The 15,856-nt window shown below is 71.0% G+C and carries 16 protein-coding genes; 3 read left to right on the top strand and 13 right to left on the bottom strand.

Annotated features, from left to right (window positions below; genetic code table 11):
* Positions 1-653, top strand: a 653-nt coding sequence (locus KM933_RS32845; RefSeq protein WP_221359209.1) for a TerD family protein, incomplete at its 5' end; no start/stop codon positions are given.
* Positions 654-730: 77 nt separating this feature from the next.
* On the opposite strand, the gene KM933_RS32840 is transcribed toward KM933_RS32845, so the two are convergent.
* Positions 731-2,191 carry an alkaline phosphatase PhoX gene (locus tag KM933_RS32840; RefSeq protein WP_221359207.1) on the bottom strand — a complete coding sequence of 487 codons (1,461 nt, stop codon included), beginning with the start codon at positions 2,189-2,191 and terminating at the stop codon, positions 731-733.
* 281 nt (positions 2,192-2,472) lie between these two features.
* Between KM933_RS32840 and KM933_RS32835 the strand changes: the two genes are divergently transcribed.
* Positions 2,473-2,691: a hypothetical protein gene (locus KM933_RS32835; protein ID WP_221359211.1), complete on the top strand. Its 219-nt coding sequence runs from the start codon at positions 2,473-2,475 to the stop codon at positions 2,689-2,691.
* Between the two features lie 135 nt (positions 2,692-2,826).
* On the opposite strand, the gene KM933_RS32830 is transcribed toward KM933_RS32835, so the two are convergent.
* On the bottom strand, positions 2,827-4,251 hold the full coding sequence (locus KM933_RS32830) for a hypothetical protein (protein WP_221359206.1): 1,425 nt from the start codon (positions 4,249-4,251) through the stop codon (positions 2,827-2,829).
* 372 nt (positions 4,252-4,623) lie between these two features.
* On the opposite strand from KM933_RS32830, the gene KM933_RS32825 reads away from it, so the two are divergent.
* Positions 4,624-6,456 carry an endonuclease/exonuclease/phosphatase family protein gene (locus tag KM933_RS32825; protein WP_221359204.1) on the top strand — a complete coding sequence of 611 codons (1,833 nt, stop codon included), beginning with the start codon at positions 4,624-4,626 and terminating at the stop codon, positions 6,454-6,456.
* Positions 6,457-6,646: 190 nt separating this feature from the next.
* Here KM933_RS32825 and KM933_RS32820 read toward each other — a convergent pair whose 3' ends face one another.
* From KM933_RS32820 to KM933_RS32770, 11 genes are all read right to left on the bottom strand, one after another.
* Positions 6,647-7,348, bottom strand: a complete 702-nt coding sequence (locus KM933_RS32820; RefSeq protein ID WP_221359202.1) for an antibiotic biosynthesis monooxygenase — start codon at positions 7,346-7,348, stop codon at positions 6,647-6,649.
* Between the two features lie 252 nt (positions 7,349-7,600).
* A complete protein-coding gene (dapD, locus tag KM933_RS32815) occupies positions 7,601-8,590 on the bottom strand; it encodes a 2,3,4,5-tetrahydropyridine-2,6-dicarboxylate N-succinyltransferase (RefSeq protein ID WP_221359200.1) in 990 nt (329 codons plus the stop codon).
* Positions 8,591-8,616: 26 nt separating this feature from the next.
* Positions 8,617-8,937: a DMT family transporter gene (locus KM933_RS32810; RefSeq protein WP_221359198.1), complete on the bottom strand. Its 321-nt coding sequence runs from the start codon at positions 8,935-8,937 to the stop codon at positions 8,617-8,619.
* Positions 8,938-9,070: 133 nt separating this feature from the next.
* Positions 9,071-9,403 carry a metal-sulfur cluster assembly factor gene (locus KM933_RS32805; RefSeq protein WP_030039960.1) on the bottom strand — a complete coding sequence of 111 codons (333 nt, stop codon included), beginning with the start codon at positions 9,401-9,403 and terminating at the stop codon, positions 9,071-9,073.
* A complete protein-coding gene (sufU, locus tag KM933_RS32800) occupies positions 9,400-9,867 on the bottom strand; it encodes a Fe-S cluster assembly sulfur transfer protein SufU (protein ID WP_221359196.1) in 468 nt (155 codons plus the stop codon). Before sufU ends, KM933_RS32805 begins: the two co-directional genes overlap by 4 nt.
* Positions 9,868-9,883: 16 nt before the next feature.
* A complete protein-coding gene (locus tag KM933_RS32795; RefSeq protein ID WP_221359194.1) occupies positions 9,884-11,140 on the bottom strand; it encodes a cysteine desulfurase in 1,257 nt (418 codons plus the stop codon).
* Entirely contained in the window at positions 11,137-11,901 is a 765-nt protein-coding gene (sufC, locus tag KM933_RS32790; RefSeq protein WP_221359192.1) for a Fe-S cluster assembly ATPase SufC, read from the bottom strand. Before sufC ends, KM933_RS32795 begins: the two co-directional genes overlap by 4 nt.
* Positions 11,902-11,908: 7 nt before the next feature.
* On the bottom strand, positions 11,909-12,250 hold the full coding sequence (locus tag KM933_RS32785) for a non-heme iron oxygenase ferredoxin subunit (RefSeq protein WP_221359189.1): 342 nt from the start codon (positions 12,248-12,250) through the stop codon (positions 11,909-11,911).
* Entirely contained in the window at positions 12,250-13,470 is a 1,221-nt protein-coding gene (gene sufD / locus KM933_RS32780) for a Fe-S cluster assembly protein SufD (RefSeq protein WP_221359187.1), read from the bottom strand. The genes KM933_RS32785 and sufD overlap by 1 nt, the downstream gene beginning before the upstream one ends.
* Before the next feature lie 58 nt (positions 13,471-13,528).
* Positions 13,529-14,953 (bottom strand): Fe-S cluster assembly protein SufB, encoded by a 1,425-nt coding sequence (sufB, locus tag KM933_RS32775; RefSeq protein ID WP_221359185.1) that lies wholly within the window; start codon positions 14,951-14,953, stop codon positions 13,529-13,531.
* Positions 14,950-15,711, bottom strand: a complete 762-nt coding sequence (locus KM933_RS32770; RefSeq protein ID WP_221359183.1) for a helix-turn-helix transcriptional regulator — start codon at positions 15,709-15,711, stop codon at positions 14,950-14,952. The genes sufB and KM933_RS32770 overlap by 4 nt, the downstream gene beginning before the upstream one ends.
* Positions 15,712-15,856: the final 145 nt, after the last annotated feature.

Genomic DNA, 15,856 nt, shown 5'->3' with positions numbered 1-15,856 from the left:
CGGCCGCGCCCCTCGCCGCCCCCGCCGCCCCGCCCGCGCCCCCGGCGGCGCCTCCGGCCCCCGCCATGGGCGCCGGGAAGATCAACCTCGACAAGGGCCGCGTAAGCCTCCAGAAGAACGAGACCGTGTCCCTGGTCAAGGGCGGCCGCCCGCTCCTCTCCCAGGTGAAGATGGGCCTGGGCTGGGAGCCGGCGTACCGCGGCAAGGACATCGACCTGGACGCCTCGGTGATCGCCTACGGCCCGCAGCGCAACCACATCGACAGCTGCTACTTCGGCAAGCTCTCGATCGTGAACGGCGCGATCAAGCACTCCGGCGACAACCTCACGGGCGAGGGCGGCGGTGACGACGAGGTGATCGTCGTGGACCTCGGCCGCCTCCCCCAGGACGTCACGGGCCTGGTCTTCACGGTGAACTCCTTCTCCGGCCAGAAGTTCACGGAGGTGGCCAAGGCATACTGCCGTCTCCTGGACGCCGCCACGGGCGAGGAACTGGTCCGCTTCGACCTCACGAGCGCGGAGCCGCAGACCGGCGTGATGATGGCCAAGCTCATCAAGCAGTTCTCCGGCGAGTGGGAGATGACGGCCCTGGGCACCTTCGTCAAGTCCCGCACGGTCCGCGGCATGGTGAAGCCGTCGGCCCAGGCGCTCTAGGCCCCGGCCACCGGCGCCACGGCCCCGCACCCGGCAGCGCGACCGGGGCGGGGCCGTGGGGCGGGACCGGCGGAGTCTCAGCGGCGCCGCTGCCGCTTCCAGGGGCCCTCGACGGCCACCATGATGCCCGGCTCCTGGATGTTGGCGTACAGGGTCTTCCCGTCGGGCGAGAAGGTGACGCCGGTGAACTCGCTGAACTCGGGCTCCTCCTCGGTGCCGATGTTCAGGTCGTTGCGGGCGATGGGGTAGGTGCGGCCGCTCTCCGTCGCGCCGAAGAGGTGCGAGACGCCCTCGCCGTCCTCGGCGATGACGAGACCGCCGTACGGGGAGACGGTGATGTTGTCGGGCCCGTCGAAGGCACCGTCCTTCGACGGGTCGGGGTTCACCCCGAGGAGGACCTTCAGGGTGAGCGTGCGCCGCTTGGGGTCGTAGAACCAGACCTGTCCGTCGTGCCGGCCCGGGCTCTCCTCCCGGGCGTAGGACGAGACGACGTACGCGCCGCCGTCGCCCCACCACATGCCCTCGAGCTTGCGGGCGCGGGTGACCTCACCGGCGCCGAACTGCTCGCGCACGGGCACGGTCCTGGCGTCGCGGTCGGGCACGTCGATCCAGTCGACCCCGTACACGGTGCCGATCCTCGTGGCACGGGACAGGTCGTCGACGTAGCGGCCGCCGGAGTCGTAGCACCTGGGCGCCTGGAGCACCCCGGCGTCGTCGGCGAGCGTACGGAACTTCCCGCGGCCGTGGGTGAAGCCGTGCGGGGGCTTCCAGCGGAAGAACAGACCGTTGGGGTCGGAGTCGTCCTCGGTGAGGTAGGCGTGCCCCCGCTTGGGGTCGATGACGACGGCCTCGTGGTCGTACCGGCCGAAGAACTTCAGGGGCTTGGGGTCGCGGTTGGCACGGCGGTCGATCGGGTCGACCTCGAAGACGTACCCGTGGTCCTTGGTCATGCCGTTCTCGCCGGCCCGGTCGGAGTTCTCCTCGCAGGTGAGCCAGGTGCCCCAGGGGGTGCTGCCGCCCGCGCAGTTGGTGGAGGTGCCGGCGATACCGACCCATTCGGCGACCGCGCCGCCGGGACGCACCTCGACGACCGTGCAGCCGCCGGACGCGGCCGGGTCGTAGACGAGTCCCTCGGCCAGCGGCACGGGGTACGCCCAGCCGGCGCGCGGTCCCTTCAGCTCGTGGTTGTTGACGAGGAGGGTGGTGCCGCGCGGGCCGTCGAAGGCGGCCGTGCCGTCGTGGTTGGACGGGGTGAACTCCCCCGACTCCAGTTTCGTCCGCCCGCTGTGCGTGATGACGCGGTAGGAGAACCCGGCGGGCAGCGCGAGGATGCCCGCCGGGTCGGGCAGGAGCGGCCCGTAGCCGACGCTCCCCCCGGGCCGGCCGGCGTCGTGCAGTTCGTCGTCGCCCACGGTCTCGGTGTCCGTGGCGGCGAGGGCGCCGGGCGCGGTGGCGAGCGTGCCGACGCTGCCGGTCAGCGCGACACCGGCGCCGGCGATCGCGGATCGTCCGGTGAATTCCCTGCGGGTGAGCGGCATGCTGTCTCCTGTGGCGGTGGAGTGTGACCGTGGCGGGGGTGACGCGTGGGTGGTGCGGACCCGGCTGCCGGGCACCGGGACACGGTCCCGTCCGCGCCTGAACACCGGTTGAACACCGCCCGACGTATCGGGCCCCCCTTGTGTGAACGCGGCCCGTTCCGTCCGTCCGGCCCGTCGGGGGCTCCCGCGCCGCCATACGGCGCAACAGCACTCGCGTCCGGACCGCGGGCCGCCATAATCTCGGTACCAAGGATCCGCACGCCCTCTGGAGGCGAGCCGAAGTGGACGCACGTCAGGCACGCCGGCTGCACGAGGAGCGGCTGATGGCACTGGCCCATGTCAGTGGTGTCGGCATCGGCCGCGACGAGGACTCCGGCGAGGACGTGATCGTCGTCTTCGTGACCCGCAAGGTCCCGCGCGACGACCTCGCCCCCGAGGACACGGTCCCGGACGAGCTGGAGGGCATCCCGGTCCGGGTCCTGCCCATGGACTCCCCCTGAGGCTTTCCCGCGGTCCCGGCCATCGGCCGAAGGGCAGGGGCGCAGCCCCGCCCACCAGGGGCGCGGGGAACCGCGCGACCGGCCCCCACGCACCCGCGGCCGAAACTCCCGCGTCTGCCCCGCCTCCGCCCCGCTTCAACCCCGCTGCGACCGCGCCTTGAACGCCGCCTTGCGCGCCTCCTTGGCCACCGCCCGGTCCGGATGCAGCCGCCCCATCGCCTCCAGCACCTCCGGCGTGGCCGGATGCTCCACCCGCCACGCCGCGGCGAAGAACGAACCGTGCTGCGCCGCGAGCCCTTCCACCAGCGCCCGCAGCTCCTCGGAGTTCCCCTCCGCCGCGAGCTGCGCGGCGATCGTGTCGACGGTCAGCCAGAAGACCATCTCCTCGGACGGCGCGGGCACGTCCGGCACCCCCCGCTCGGCGAGCCAGACCCGGGCGAGCCCGCCCAGTTCGGCGTCGTCGAGCACCTCGTGCAGCGCGGGCGCGGCCTCCGCGCCGACCAGGGACAGCGCCTGCTGGCAGCGCAGCCGCCGCAGCGGGGCGCCCGCGTCGGCGCCCCGGGCGGCGGCGAGCAACTCCCGCGCGGCGTCCAGCGGTTCGCGCCGGGCGAGCCACTGCTCGGTCTCCGCCTGTGCGGCCGTCGGCGGGAACGTGGACGTGGAGTCGAGCAGCACGTCGGCCCCCTTGTCCGCGAGATCGCCCACCGCGGGCGCCGCGAACCCGGCCTCCAGGAGCCGCGCCCTGATGCCGTACACCCCGAGCGGGGTGAGCCGCACCATCCCGTACCGGGTGACGTCCGTGTCGTCCACGGCCGCGGAGGGCTCCTCGTCGGCGTCGGCCATGAGCGCCTCGTCGACGGGCTGGAAGTCGACGAGCCCGGCCGGCTCCAGGACCCGGAACTGGTCGTCGAGCCGCATCATCGCGTCCGACACCTGTTCCAGGACGTCGTTGGTGGGCTCCCCCATGCCGTCCGGCACGATCATCGACGCGGCGAGGGCGGGCAGCGGCACCGGGGCGTCGTCCGGGCCGTCCGCGCGGGCGGTCAGCAGATAGAGGTTGCCGAGCACGCCGTCGAGGAACTCGGCCTCCGCCTCGGGGTCCCAGTCCAGTGCGGAGAAGTCGATCTCGCCGCCCGCGTCCACGGCCTCCACCAGGTCCTCCAGGTCGGGCACGCTCGCGTCGGCCAGCACCGTCTCCAGGGCGCCCGTCCACAGTCCCAGCACGTCCTGCGGCGCTCCCGACAGGACGAGGCCCAGGTCGGCGCCGGTGGTGACCGTGCCCTCCTCCTCGTCCACGACCACGACCAGCCCGGTGTCCACGGCCACCCGCCATGCCTCACTGGCGTACGCCGCGGCGTCCTGCCCGTCGAGGCCCAGCTCCGCGGCGGCGGCCGCCAGCTGTTCCCCGACGAGTTCGCCGCCGGCCCCGACCCGGATGTCCGGACCGGCCCAGCGGGCGAGCCGCACGGCACGCGAGAGCAGCGGCGTGGCGAGCGCGTCCCGCGCGAGCTCCGCTTCGGAGTGCAGACGCACCGGCGGCAGGGGGGAGCTGTCTGACATCGGCTGGTTCTCCTAGGACGAACAGTCGGTACGAGCGGTCGGGCGTACATGTCGGCATCCGTCTCGGCATCCGTCTCGACGCCCGCCCCCGACGGACGTGCCGGATGTTTCGGACGTACCGAACGACCCCGGGGCCGCCCGCCGTGCCGCGCACGGGTCGGCGGGCCGCCCGGAAGACCGTCCTGGGGCCGTCCGTGACATGCGGTATCAGCCTAGACGGATTTGAACCCATGCCGCCCGGTTCATGAACCCGCCGGAAGTATTCAGCCAGGGAGCCTTGACAAGCCCCGTGGCCGGGCACGAGATTGACGCGCGTAGATCCGCCGATCCGTCTTCGTTCCGGCTCCCACGCACGTCCCCGGAGGGATTCCGTTGCCGAGCAAGCCTTCCGCGCGCATAGCCGCGCTCACCGTCGCCGCCGCCTGTTCCATGGCGTCCCCGGTGGTCCTCACCTCACCCGCCCACGCGGATGCCGTGGCCGTCCACGACATCCAGGGCTCCACCCGGACCTCCCCGCTCGTGGGGCGGCAGGTCACGGACGTGGCCGGCGTCGTCACGGGCGTACGGACCTACGGTTCGTCCCGCGGTTTCTGGATCCAGGGTCCGTCCGCGGACGCCGACCCGGCCACCAGCGAGGGCGTCTTCGTCTTCACCGGCTCCACGCCGACGGTCGCCGTCGGCGACTCGGTCACCGTCTCGGGCACGGTCACGGAGTTCGTGCCGGGCGGCGCCTCGTCCGGCAACCAGTCGGTCACGCAGATCTCCCGGCCGGCGGTGACGGTGGTGTCGAGCGGCAACGCGCTGCCCCGGGCCGCGGTCATCGACAGCCGTTCCGTGCCCGCCGCGTACGCGCCCGGGGGCGACCCGGCGGCGGGCGGTTCGGTCGACGGCCTCACCCTGCGGCCGAAGAAGTACGCCCTCGACCTCTACGAGTCCCTGGAGGGCATGAACGTCGCGATCGGCTCGTCGCGCGTGGTCACCGCGACCGACGCGTTCTCCGAGCTGTGGGTGACGGTCAAGCCGCACGAGAACGCGAACCGCCGGGGCGGCACCGTCTACGGCGCGTACACCGAGCAGAACACCGGCCGGCTCCAGATCCAGTCGCTGGTCCCGGCCGCCACGCAGCCCTTCCCGGCGGCGGACGTCGGCGACACCCTCAAGGGCACCACCGAGGGCCCGCTCGACTACAGCCAGTTCGGCGGCTACACGCTGACCGCCCGCACCCTGGGCACGGTCGTGTCCGGCGGCCTGGAGCGCGAGACGACCCGCGGGCAGTCGCGCGGCGAGCTCGCGGTCGCCACGTACAACGTCGAGAACCTCGACCCGGCGGACGGCACGTTCGCCGACCACGCGGCCGCGATCGTCGACCACCTCCGGTCGCCCGACATCGTGTCCCTAGAGGAGATCCAGGACGACAACGGCCCGGTGGACGACGGTACGGTCGCCGCCGACCTGACCCTGCGGAAGCTGGCCGACGCGATCACCGCCGCCGGCGGACCCGCCTACGAGTGGCGCTCCATCGACCCGGTGGACCTCGCGGACGGCGGCGAGCCGGGCGGCAACATCCGCCAGGCGTTCCTCTACAACCCGGCGCGGGTGTCGTTCGTCGACCGCGCGGGCGGCGACGCCACCACCGCCGTCGGCGTCACGAAGGTGCGCGGCAAGGCGCACCTGACACTCTCCCCGGGCCGCGTCGACCCGGCGAACGCTGCCTGGACGAACAGCCGCAAGCCGCTCGCGGGCGAGTTCGTCTTCCGCGGCGAGACGGTCTTCGTGATCGCGAACCACTTCGCCTCGAAGGGCGGCGACCAGGCGCTGCACTCGCAGTTCCAGCCGCCGGCGCGCAGCTCGGAGACCCAGCGCCACCTCCAGGCGACCGCGGTGAACACCTTCGTCAAGGAGATCCTGGCGAAGCAGCGCAACGCGGACGTCGTCACGCTCGGCGACATCAACGACTTCGAGTTCTCGCGGACGACGAAGCTCCTGGAGGCCGGCGGGGTCCTGTGGTCGGCCGTCAAGTCGCTGCCGGAGAGCGAGCGGTACACCTACGACTACCAGGGCAACAGCCAGGTCCTCGACCAGATCCTGGTCAGCCCGTCGATCCGCGGGGGCCGCGGCCTCGCCTACGACAGCGTGCACATCAACGCGGAGTTCGCCGACCAGATCAGCGACCACGACCCGCAGGTGCTGCGCTTCCGCCCGTAGCCGTTCCATCGTGTCCGCGGTGCCCGCGGCGAGCGGCGAGGCCCGGGTCCAGGAGGGGGTTCCCGGACCCGGGCCTCTCACCGGTGCCCGTCCCGTCCCCACGGAGGGCGCCCGGTAAGACGCCGGACCGCCGCCGGGGGTTCATCGCCGAGGGCGGCCGGTTCGAGGAGCCGGTTCACCAGGGGCGGGGTCACTCGGGGGCGAGACCGAGCGCGTGGGTGTAGCGGCCGACCGTGGACCGCTTCAGTCCGGGGTACGTCTGTACGCGCTCCCACTGCGGCGTGCGCGACCCCACCCCGTCGCCCGGCGCGGCCATCGCCCGCCGGTGCGCGTCGGCGCTCTCCCACTCGGCGTAGTTGAGGACCTTCCTGCCGTCGGTGCTCAGGTGGAAGTGGGCGGAGATGCCGCCGGGGTGCGGGGCCGGCTCGCTCTCCAGGGCCTCGAACACCGCGTCCACCCAGGCCCGTTGCCGCGCGGCGTCGGCGTCCTCGAACTCGATCTCCACGATCACGACGCAGCCCGGCGCCCGTGTCCCCGTCTCCCGGACGCCGCTGCGGTGGTGCCGGTACCGGTCGAGTCCCACCCGCTCGATCCCGGGCACGACCACGTCGATCTCGTCCACCCGCTCCTGCCGGTGGACCTTCACGAACGCCTCGTGATCCTGTTCGCTCCGCCACTGGGAGTGGTGCAGCAGGGTCGTGCCGTCCTCCCCGGCGTACACGTGGTACCCGAGCAGTCCTTCGGCCGGCCACGGCCGCCTCTCCCAGGTGGCGGCGATCGCCTCGACCGCCGCCCGCTGCCGTTCGGGGGTCCCCACCCGCCAGGTGCTGAAGATCGGGGCCCCGACCTCGGGACGGGCCATCTCGGGGTGCTCATCGGTACGACGGGTCATCACGGCCTCCGGTGATCGCTGCTCTGCACGGACGCCACCCACCCTCCGACCTCAACCGGACTGGAGGTCAAGCCGTGCTCGGGGACGCGGNACCTCAACCGGACTGGAGGTCAAGCCGTGCTCGGGGACGCGGGGAACCGCGCGGCCCGCACCCGCTCGCCCGCACCCGCCCCGCGGCATCCGCCCGCGCACGACGGCGAGCGCCCTCCCGCCGTGCGGGAGGGCGCTCGCCGAAGAGAGCCGCGGAACGCCTCAGTTGTGGCTGTGGAGCACGTCGTTCAGCCCGCCCCACACCGCGTTGTTCGGCCGGGCCTCGACCTTCCCCGTCACCGAGTTGCGGCGGAACAGGATGTTGGAGGCCCCGGACAGCTCACGGGCCTTGACGATCTGCCCGTCGGGCATCGTCACCCGCGTGCCCGCCGTGACGTACAGCCCGGCCTCGACCACGCACTCGTCGCCGAGGGCGATGCCGACGCCCGCCTCGGCCCCGATCAGGCACCGCTCGCCGATGGTGATGCGCACGTTGCCGCCGCCCGACAGCGTGCCCATGGTGGAGGCGCCGCCGCCGATGTCGGAGCCGTCGCCGATCACGACGCCGGCCGAGATCCGGCCCTCGACCATCGACGTGCCGAGCGTGCCGGCGTTGAAGTTCACGAAGCCCTCGTGCATCACCGTGGTGCCCTCGGCGAGGTGCGCGCCGAGGCGGACCCGGTCGGCGTCGGCGATCCGGACGCCCTTGGGCGCCACGTAGTCCGTCATGCGCGGGAACTTGTCGATGGACGTCACGGCCAGGTGGAGGCCCTCGGCGCGGGCGTTCAGCCGGACCTTCTCCACGTCGTCCACGGCCACCGGGCCGAGCGAGGTCCAGGCGACGTTGGCGAGGTGGGCGAACAGGCCGTCGAGGCTCAGTCCGTTCGGCCGCACCAGCCGGTGCGAGAGCAGGTGCAGGCGCAGGTACGCGTCGTGCGCGTCGACCGGCTTCTCGTCGAGCGAGGAGATGACCGTACGGACCGCGACCACCTCGACGCCACGGCGGGCGTCCGGTCCGACGGCCTTCGCGGCGCCCTCGCCGAGAAGCTCCACCGCGCGCTCCCCGGACAGCCGCTCGGAGCCGGAGGGGCCGGGCTCGGCCACCAGTTCGGGTGCCGGGAACCAGGTGTCGAGGACGGTGCCGTCGGCGGTGATCGTGGCGAGCCCCGTGGCGACGGCGCCGGTGGTGCGTGTAGCAGTCGTGTCGGTCATGACAGAAACCTAACGTGGCGGGGCCGTCAGTGCGCCCCGCCCGTGTTCAGCACCACGACCCCGGCGATGATCAGCGCGACCCCGGCGAACTTGGTGACCGTCAGTCCCTCCCCGAGGAACACCGTCCCGATCACCACGACGGCCGCCGTGCCGAGCCCGGACCAGATCGCGTACGCCGTGCCGACGGACACCGTCCTGAGCGTCTGCGCGAGCAGCAGGAAGGCGACGACGTAGCCGACGGCGGTCAGCACCGAGGGCCAGAGCCTGCTGAAGCCGTCGCTGTACTTCATGGCGGTCGTGGCGGCCACCTCCGCGGCGATGGCTCCGGTGAGCAACACGTATCCCATGGACGCGAGCGTACGCAGCACCGCACACACCCGTACACGGAGCCGGCCCGGCCCGGCCGGCTGCGGGAACGCGGCACGGCCCCCGGCGCGAGCGCCGGGGGCCGTGCACATGCCTGCAGATCCCGCGGAGGGCTCAGACGTTGAAGCCCAGCGCCCGCAGCTGCTCGCGGCCGTCGTCCGTGATCTTGTCCGGGCCCCACGGCGGCATCCACACCCAGTTGATGCGGAGCTCGTTCACGATGCCGTCCGTGGCGGACTTGGCCTGGTCCTCGATGACGTCGGTGAGCGGACACGCCGCCGACGTCAGGGTCATGTCGATCGTCGCGATGTTCGCGTCGTCGATGTGGATGCCGTAGATCAGTCCGAGGTTGACGACGTCGATGCCCAGCTCGGGGTCGACGACGTCGTACAGGGCCTCGCGGACTTCTTCCTCGGAGGCCGGTTTCATCTCGATGGTCTCGCTCATGCCGTCTTCCTCTCGGCGCCGGCCTCGCCCAGGGCCTGGGCCGTCGCGTCCTTCCAGGCCATCCAGCTCAGCAGCGCGCACTTCACGCGGGCCGGGTACTTCGAGACCCCGGCGAACGCGACCGCGTCCTCCAGGACCTCCTCCATCGCGTCGTCGGGCTCGATGCGTCCCTTGGACTGCATCAGCTCCAGGAAGGTCTCCTGGATCCGCTGCGCCTCGGCCAGGTCCTTGCCCACGAGCAGGTCGTTCAGTACGGAGGCCGATGCCTGGCTGATGGAGCAGCCCTGGCCCTCGTACGAGACGTCGCCGATCGTCGTGCCGTCGTACTTCACGCGCAGCGTGATCTCGTCGCCGCACGTCGGGTTGACGTGGTGCACCTCGGCGTCGCCGTCCCGCAAGCCCCGCCCGTGCGGGTGCTTGTAGTGGTCCAGGATGACTTCCTGGTACATCGAATCCAGCTTCACGGTGTCAGCCAGCCCTTCAGCCGAAGAAGTTCCGTACGTGCTCCAGACCGTCGACCAGTGCGTCGATCTCGGCCGGCGTGGAGTACAGATAGAACGACGCCCGCGTGGTCGCAGGAATTCCGTACCGCAGGCAGACGGGCCGTGCGCAGTGGTGTCCGACCCGGACCGCGATGCCCTGCTCGTCCAGGACCTGGCCCACGTCGTGCGGGTGGATGTCACCCAGCGTGAACGAGATCGCCGCGCCGCGGTCCTCCGCGGTCGCCGGACCGATGAACCGCAGGTCGGGGACCTCGCCGAGCTTCTTCACCGCGTACTCGGTGAGGGCGTGCTCGTGCGCGAGGATCTTGTCCATGCCGATCGCGTCCAGGTAGTCGATCGCCGCGCCGAGACCGACCGCCTGGGCGATCGGCGGGGTGCCCGCCTCGAACTTGTGCGGGGCGGGGGCGTACGTCGACGAGTGCATCGACACCGTCTCGATCATCTCCCCGCCGCCCAGGAACGGGGGCAGGTCCTCCAGCAGCTCCTGGCGGCCCCAGAGGACGCCGATGCCGGTCGGACCGCACATCTTGTGGCCGGTGAAGGCCACGAAGTCGGCCTGCAGGGCCTGTACGTCCAGCGGCATGTGCGGAGCGGCCTGGGAGGCGTCGACGCAGACCAGCGCACCGACCTCCTGCGCGCGGCGCACTATCGCCTCGACCGGGTTGACGGTGCCCAGGATGTTCGACACCAGCACGAAGGAGACGATCTTCGTCTTCTCCGTGATGACCTCGTCGATGTTCGACAGGTCGAGCCGGCCGTCGTCGGTCAGGCCGAACCACTTCAGCTTCGCGCCCGTGCGCTGCGCGAGCAGCTGCCACGGCACGATGTTGGAGTGGTGCTCCATCTCCGTGATGACGATCTCGGTCTCGTGGTCCACCCGGTAGGGCTCGTCGGCCCAGCCGAGCATGTTGGCCACGAGGTTGAGCGACTCGGAGGCGTTCTTCGTGAAGATCACCTCGTCGCGGCTCGGCGCGTTGACGAACGCCGCGACCTTGTCGCGCGCGCCTTCGTACAGCGCCGTGGCCTCCTCCGCGAGCACATGCACACCGCGGTGGACGTTGGCGTTGTAGCGCTCGTAGTAGCCACTGAGCGCGTCGATCACCTGGCGCGGCTTCTGCGAGGTCGCCGCGTTGTCCAGGTAGACGAGCTTCTGGCCGTCGTGGACCTGGCGGTCCAGGATGGGGAAGTCCTTACGGATCGCCTCGGTGTCGAGGAGGCCCGGCAGCTGTGTCACTCGGATGCGCCACCCTTCACGTACTTGTCGTAGCCCCCGGCCTCCAGCTGGTCGGCGAGCTCCGCGCCGCCGGACTCGGCGATGCGGCCGTTCGCGAACACGTGGACGTGGTCGGGCTTGATGTAGCGCAGGATGCGTGTGTAGTGCGTGATCAGCAGGGTGCCGACCTCACCGGTCTCCCGGACGCGGTTGACGCCCTCGGAGACGACGCGCAGGGCGTCGACGTCCAGGCCGGAGTCGGTCTCGTCGAGGACCGCGATCTTCGGCTTGAGCAGTTCCAGCTGGAGGATCTCGTGGCGCTTCTTCTCGCCGCCGGAGAAGCCCTCGTTCACGTTGCGCTCGGCGAAGGAGGGGTCCATGTTCAGGCGCTGCATGGCCTCCTTCACCTCCTTGACCCACAGGCGCAGCTTGGGGGCCTCGCCGCGGATCGCGGTGGCGGAGGTGCGCAGGAAGTTGGAGACGGAGACGCCGGGGACCTCGACCGGGTACTGCATCGCGAGGAACAGGCCCGCGCGGGCGCGCTCGTCGACGGACATCTCCAGGACGTCCTCGCCGTCGAGGGTGACGGTGCCGCCGGTGATCGTGTACTTGGGGTGACCCGCGAGCGAGTAGGCGAGCGTCGACTTGCCGGAGCCGTTCGGGCCCATGATGGCGTGCGTCTCGCCCTGCTTCACGGTGAGGTCGACGCCCTTGAGGATCTCCTTCGTGGCGTTGTCGGCCTCGACGGTGACGTGCAGGTCTCGGATTTCAAGCGTTGCCATGGGTGCCTCAGGACTCCTGGGTGAGGGAGGCGTGGACGTCGACGAGGACGCTGCCCCCTTCGATCTTTACGGGGTATACGGGGACGGGGCGCGTCGCGGGGAGGCCGGACGGCTTGCCGGTTCGCAGGTCGAAGGCGGAGCCGTGCAGCCAGCACTCGATCTGGCAGTCCTCCACCTCGCCCTCGGAGAGCGAGACGTTCGCGTGCGAGCAGATGTCGTGGATCGCGAACACCTCGCCCTCGGTCTGCACGAGCGAGACCGGCGTGCCGTCGAGTTCCACCCGCTTCGGGGTGTCCTCCGCCAGCTCGTCGAGTCCGCAGGCGCGCAGGAACGTGGGAGAGTCAGCCATCAGACCGACGCCCCCAGCTCCTCGTCGATCTTCACGAGAAGGCGCTCCTCGATGTCGTCGACGCCGATCTGCTGGACCAGCTCGGCGAAGAAGCCGCGGACCACGAGCCGGCGGGCGTCGTCGGCCTGGATGCCGCGGGCCATCAGGTAGAAGAGCTGCTCGTCGTCGAAGCGGCCGGTCGCCGAGGCGTGCCCGGCGCCGACGATCTCGCCGGTCTCGATCTCCAGGTTGGGCACGGAGTCGACGCGGGCGCCGTCGGTCAGCACCAGGTTCCGGTTCATCTCGTACGTGTCGGTGCCCTCGGCCCTGGCCTCGATGAGCACGTCGCCGATCCACACGGCGTGCGCGGCCTCGCCCTGGAGGGCGCCCTTGTAGACGACGTTGGACTTGCAGTGCGGGACGTTGTGGTCGACCAGGAGGCGGTGCTCCTGGTGCTGGCCGGCGTCCGTGAAGTACAGGCCGAGCAGCTCGGCCTCGCCGCCGGGACCGGCGTACGTGACGCGCGGGTGCAGGCGCACGACGTCGCCGCCGAAGGTGACCACGAAGGACTTGAAGGTGGCGTCCCGGCCGATCAGCGCGTTGTGCTGGCCGACGTGGACGGCCTTGTCGTCCCAGTCCTGGACGGAGACGACGGTGAGCTTCGCGCCGTCGCCGAGGACGAAGTCGACGTTGGCGGCGAGGACCGCGTCACCGGTGTGGTCGATGACGACGACGGCCTCGGCGAAGGCTCCCAGCTCGACGACCTGGTGGCCGTAGGCGACACCGCCCTGGCCGTGCACGGCGATGCGGATCGGCTCGGTGAGGACCGTCTCCTTGGGGACGGTGACGACACCGGCCTTCTCGAACGCCGAGTAGGCCTGCGCGGCGACGCGGTCCACCGGGGTGCCGGCCCGGCCGAGCCGCTCGTCGTCGCGGCCGACGGTCTCGACCGTGACGCCCTCGGGCGCCTCGATGTCGACCCGCACGCCGTCGCCGGTGGCGACGGCCGTGCCGTCGTGCAGCCCGCGCAGCCGCTCCAGCGGGGTGAACCGCCATTCCTCCTCGCGGCCGTGGGGGACCGGGAAGTCCGCCACGTCGAAGGACGGGGGCGCGCTCATGCGCGTGGCGACGGTCGACTCGGCGGCCACCGCGATCTGGCCGGCGGTCGTGCTGCCCACCGGTAGGGGTCCCCCCGCACGAGCGGAGTCGAGAATGGGGGAGTTCTGCTGAGCCTCAGCCATGGCTGTCGGTCTGCTCTCTTCCTACGTCAGAAATCTGGCTACTGCTTCGGGGGTGGGTCTAGCCGACCGCGCCTTCCATCTGCAGTTCGATCAGCCGGTTGAGCTCCAGGGCGTACTCCATGGGCAGCTCCTTGGCGATGGGCTCGACGAAGCCGCGCACGATCATCGCCATCGCCTCGAACTCGGAGAGACCGCGGCTCATCAGGTAGAAGAGCTGGTCCTCGGAGACCTTGGAGACGGTCGCCTCGTGGCCCATGGACACGTCGTCCTCGCGGACGTCCACGTAGGGGTACGTGTCCGAGCGGGAGATCGTGTCGACGAGCAGCGCGTCGCAGAGCACGTTCGACTTGGAGCCGTGGGCGCCCTCGCCGATCTCGACGAGACCGCGGTAGGACGTACGGCCGCCGCCGCGTGCCACGGACTTCGACACGATGTTGGAGGAGGTGTTCGGCGCCATGTGGACCATCTTGGAGCCGGCGTCCTGGTGCTGGCCCTCGCCCGCGAAGGCGATGGACAGGGTCTCGCCCTTGGCGTGCTCGCCCATCAGGTAGACGGCCGGGTACTTCATGGTGACCTTGGAGCCGATGTTGCCGTCGATCCACTCCATGGTCGCGCCCTCGTACGCCACGGCGCGCTTGGTGACCAGGTTGTAGACGTTGTTCGACCAGTTCTGGATGGTCGTGTAACGGCAGCGGGCGTTCTTCTTGACGATGATCTCGACGACCGCGGAGTGCAGCGAGTCCGACTTGTAGATCGGGGCGGTGCAGCCCTCGACGTAGTGCACGTAGGCGCCCTCGTCGACGATGATCAGGGTCCGCTCGAACTGGCCCATGTTCTCCGTGTTGATGCGGAAGTACGCCTGGAGCGGGATCTCGACCTGCACGCCCTTCGGCACGTAGATGAAGGAGCCGCCGGACCACACCGCGGTGTTCAGCGACGCGAACTTGTTGTCGCCGACCGGGATGACCGTGCCGAAGTACTCCTTGAAGAGCTCCGGGTGCTCCTTCAGGGCGGTGTCGGTGTCGAGGAAGATGACGCCCTGCTCCTCCAGGTCCTCGCGGATCTGGTGGTAGACGACCTCGGACTCGTACTGGGCCGCGACACCGGCGACGAGGCGCTGCTTCTCCGCCTCGGGGATGCCGAGCTTGTCGTACGTGTTCTTGATGTCCTCGGGCAGGTCCTCCCAGGACTCCGCCTGCTTCTCCGTGGAGCGCACGAAGTACTTGATGTTGTCGAAGTCGATGCCGGAGAGGTCGGAGCCCCAGTTCGGCATGGGCTTCTTGTCGAACAGGCGCAGGCCCTTGAGACGGAGCTTGGTCATCCACTCCGGCTCGTTCTTCTTCGCGGAGATGTCCCGGACGACGTCCTCGTTGATGCCGCGCTTGGCGGAGGCACCGGCCACGTCGGAGTCGGCCCAGCCGTATTCGTAGTTGCCCAGACCCTCGAGCTCGGGGTGGGCGGTCTCCTCGATGGGGAGCGTCATGCGGGGTTCCTCCCGGCGGTGCTTGCGGATGCGTTGTCAGAAATCTCGGCGGGCCCGGCCGGCCCGGAGATCTTGGGGATGAACGTCGTGCAGACGCCGTCGCCGTGGGCGATGGTGGCCAGCCGCTGGACGTGCGTTCCGAGCAACTGGGAGAAGAACTCGGTCTCCGCCTCGCACAGCTGCGGGAACTGCCCGGCGACGTGGGCGACCGGGCAGTGGTGCTGGCAGAGCTGCTCACCGACCGGTGCGCTGCGCGCCGTAGCAGCGTACCCGTCCGCGCTCAGGGCCTTGGCCAGGGCCTCGGCCCGCTTCTCGGGGGCCGCGGACTCGACGGCCTCGCGGTACGCCCCGGCCTGGGCGGCCATCCTGGCGCGGGCGAAGGCGAGGAGCGCGCCCTCGCCGCCCTCGCGCTCCGCGATCCAGCGCAGGGCGTCGGCGGCGAGCTGGTCGTAGGACTGGTCGAAGGCGTCGCGGCCGCAGTCGGTCAGGGCGAACACCTTGGCGGGCCGCCCGCGCGTACGGGCGCCGTAGACCTTCTGCTCTCGGGCGACCACGACGTCGTCGGAGACGAGGGCGTCCAGGTGCCGGCGGACGGCGGCGTGGGTCAGGCCCAGCCGTCCGGCGAGGTCGGCCACGGTCGACGGACCGTGGTCCAGGATGGACCGCGCGACCCGGTTGCGCGTCGAGCGCTCACCGGTCGCGAGTTCCTCCTGAGGGGCCCCCGTGGGGGTCTCCCGAGCCTCGCCGACGTTTTTCACAACGCCATTGTTGCGTAATTCCTCAGGGAGTGACAAGCCGTGCTGGTGGCGGGCGGGGTGCGGTGCATCACTTAGGCAAACCTAAGCTTGACCTGCGGGAATGATCTTTGATCGATCAACCGGGCGGTCCGGGGGCGGGCGCGGA

It is taken from the genome of Streptomyces beigongshangae, from assembly GCF_019710745.1.
Lineage (GTDB): Bacteria > Actinomycetota > Actinomycetes > Streptomycetales > Streptomycetaceae > Streptomyces > Streptomyces beigongshangae.
This window is presented reverse-complemented; position numbering and strand designations above follow the sequence as displayed.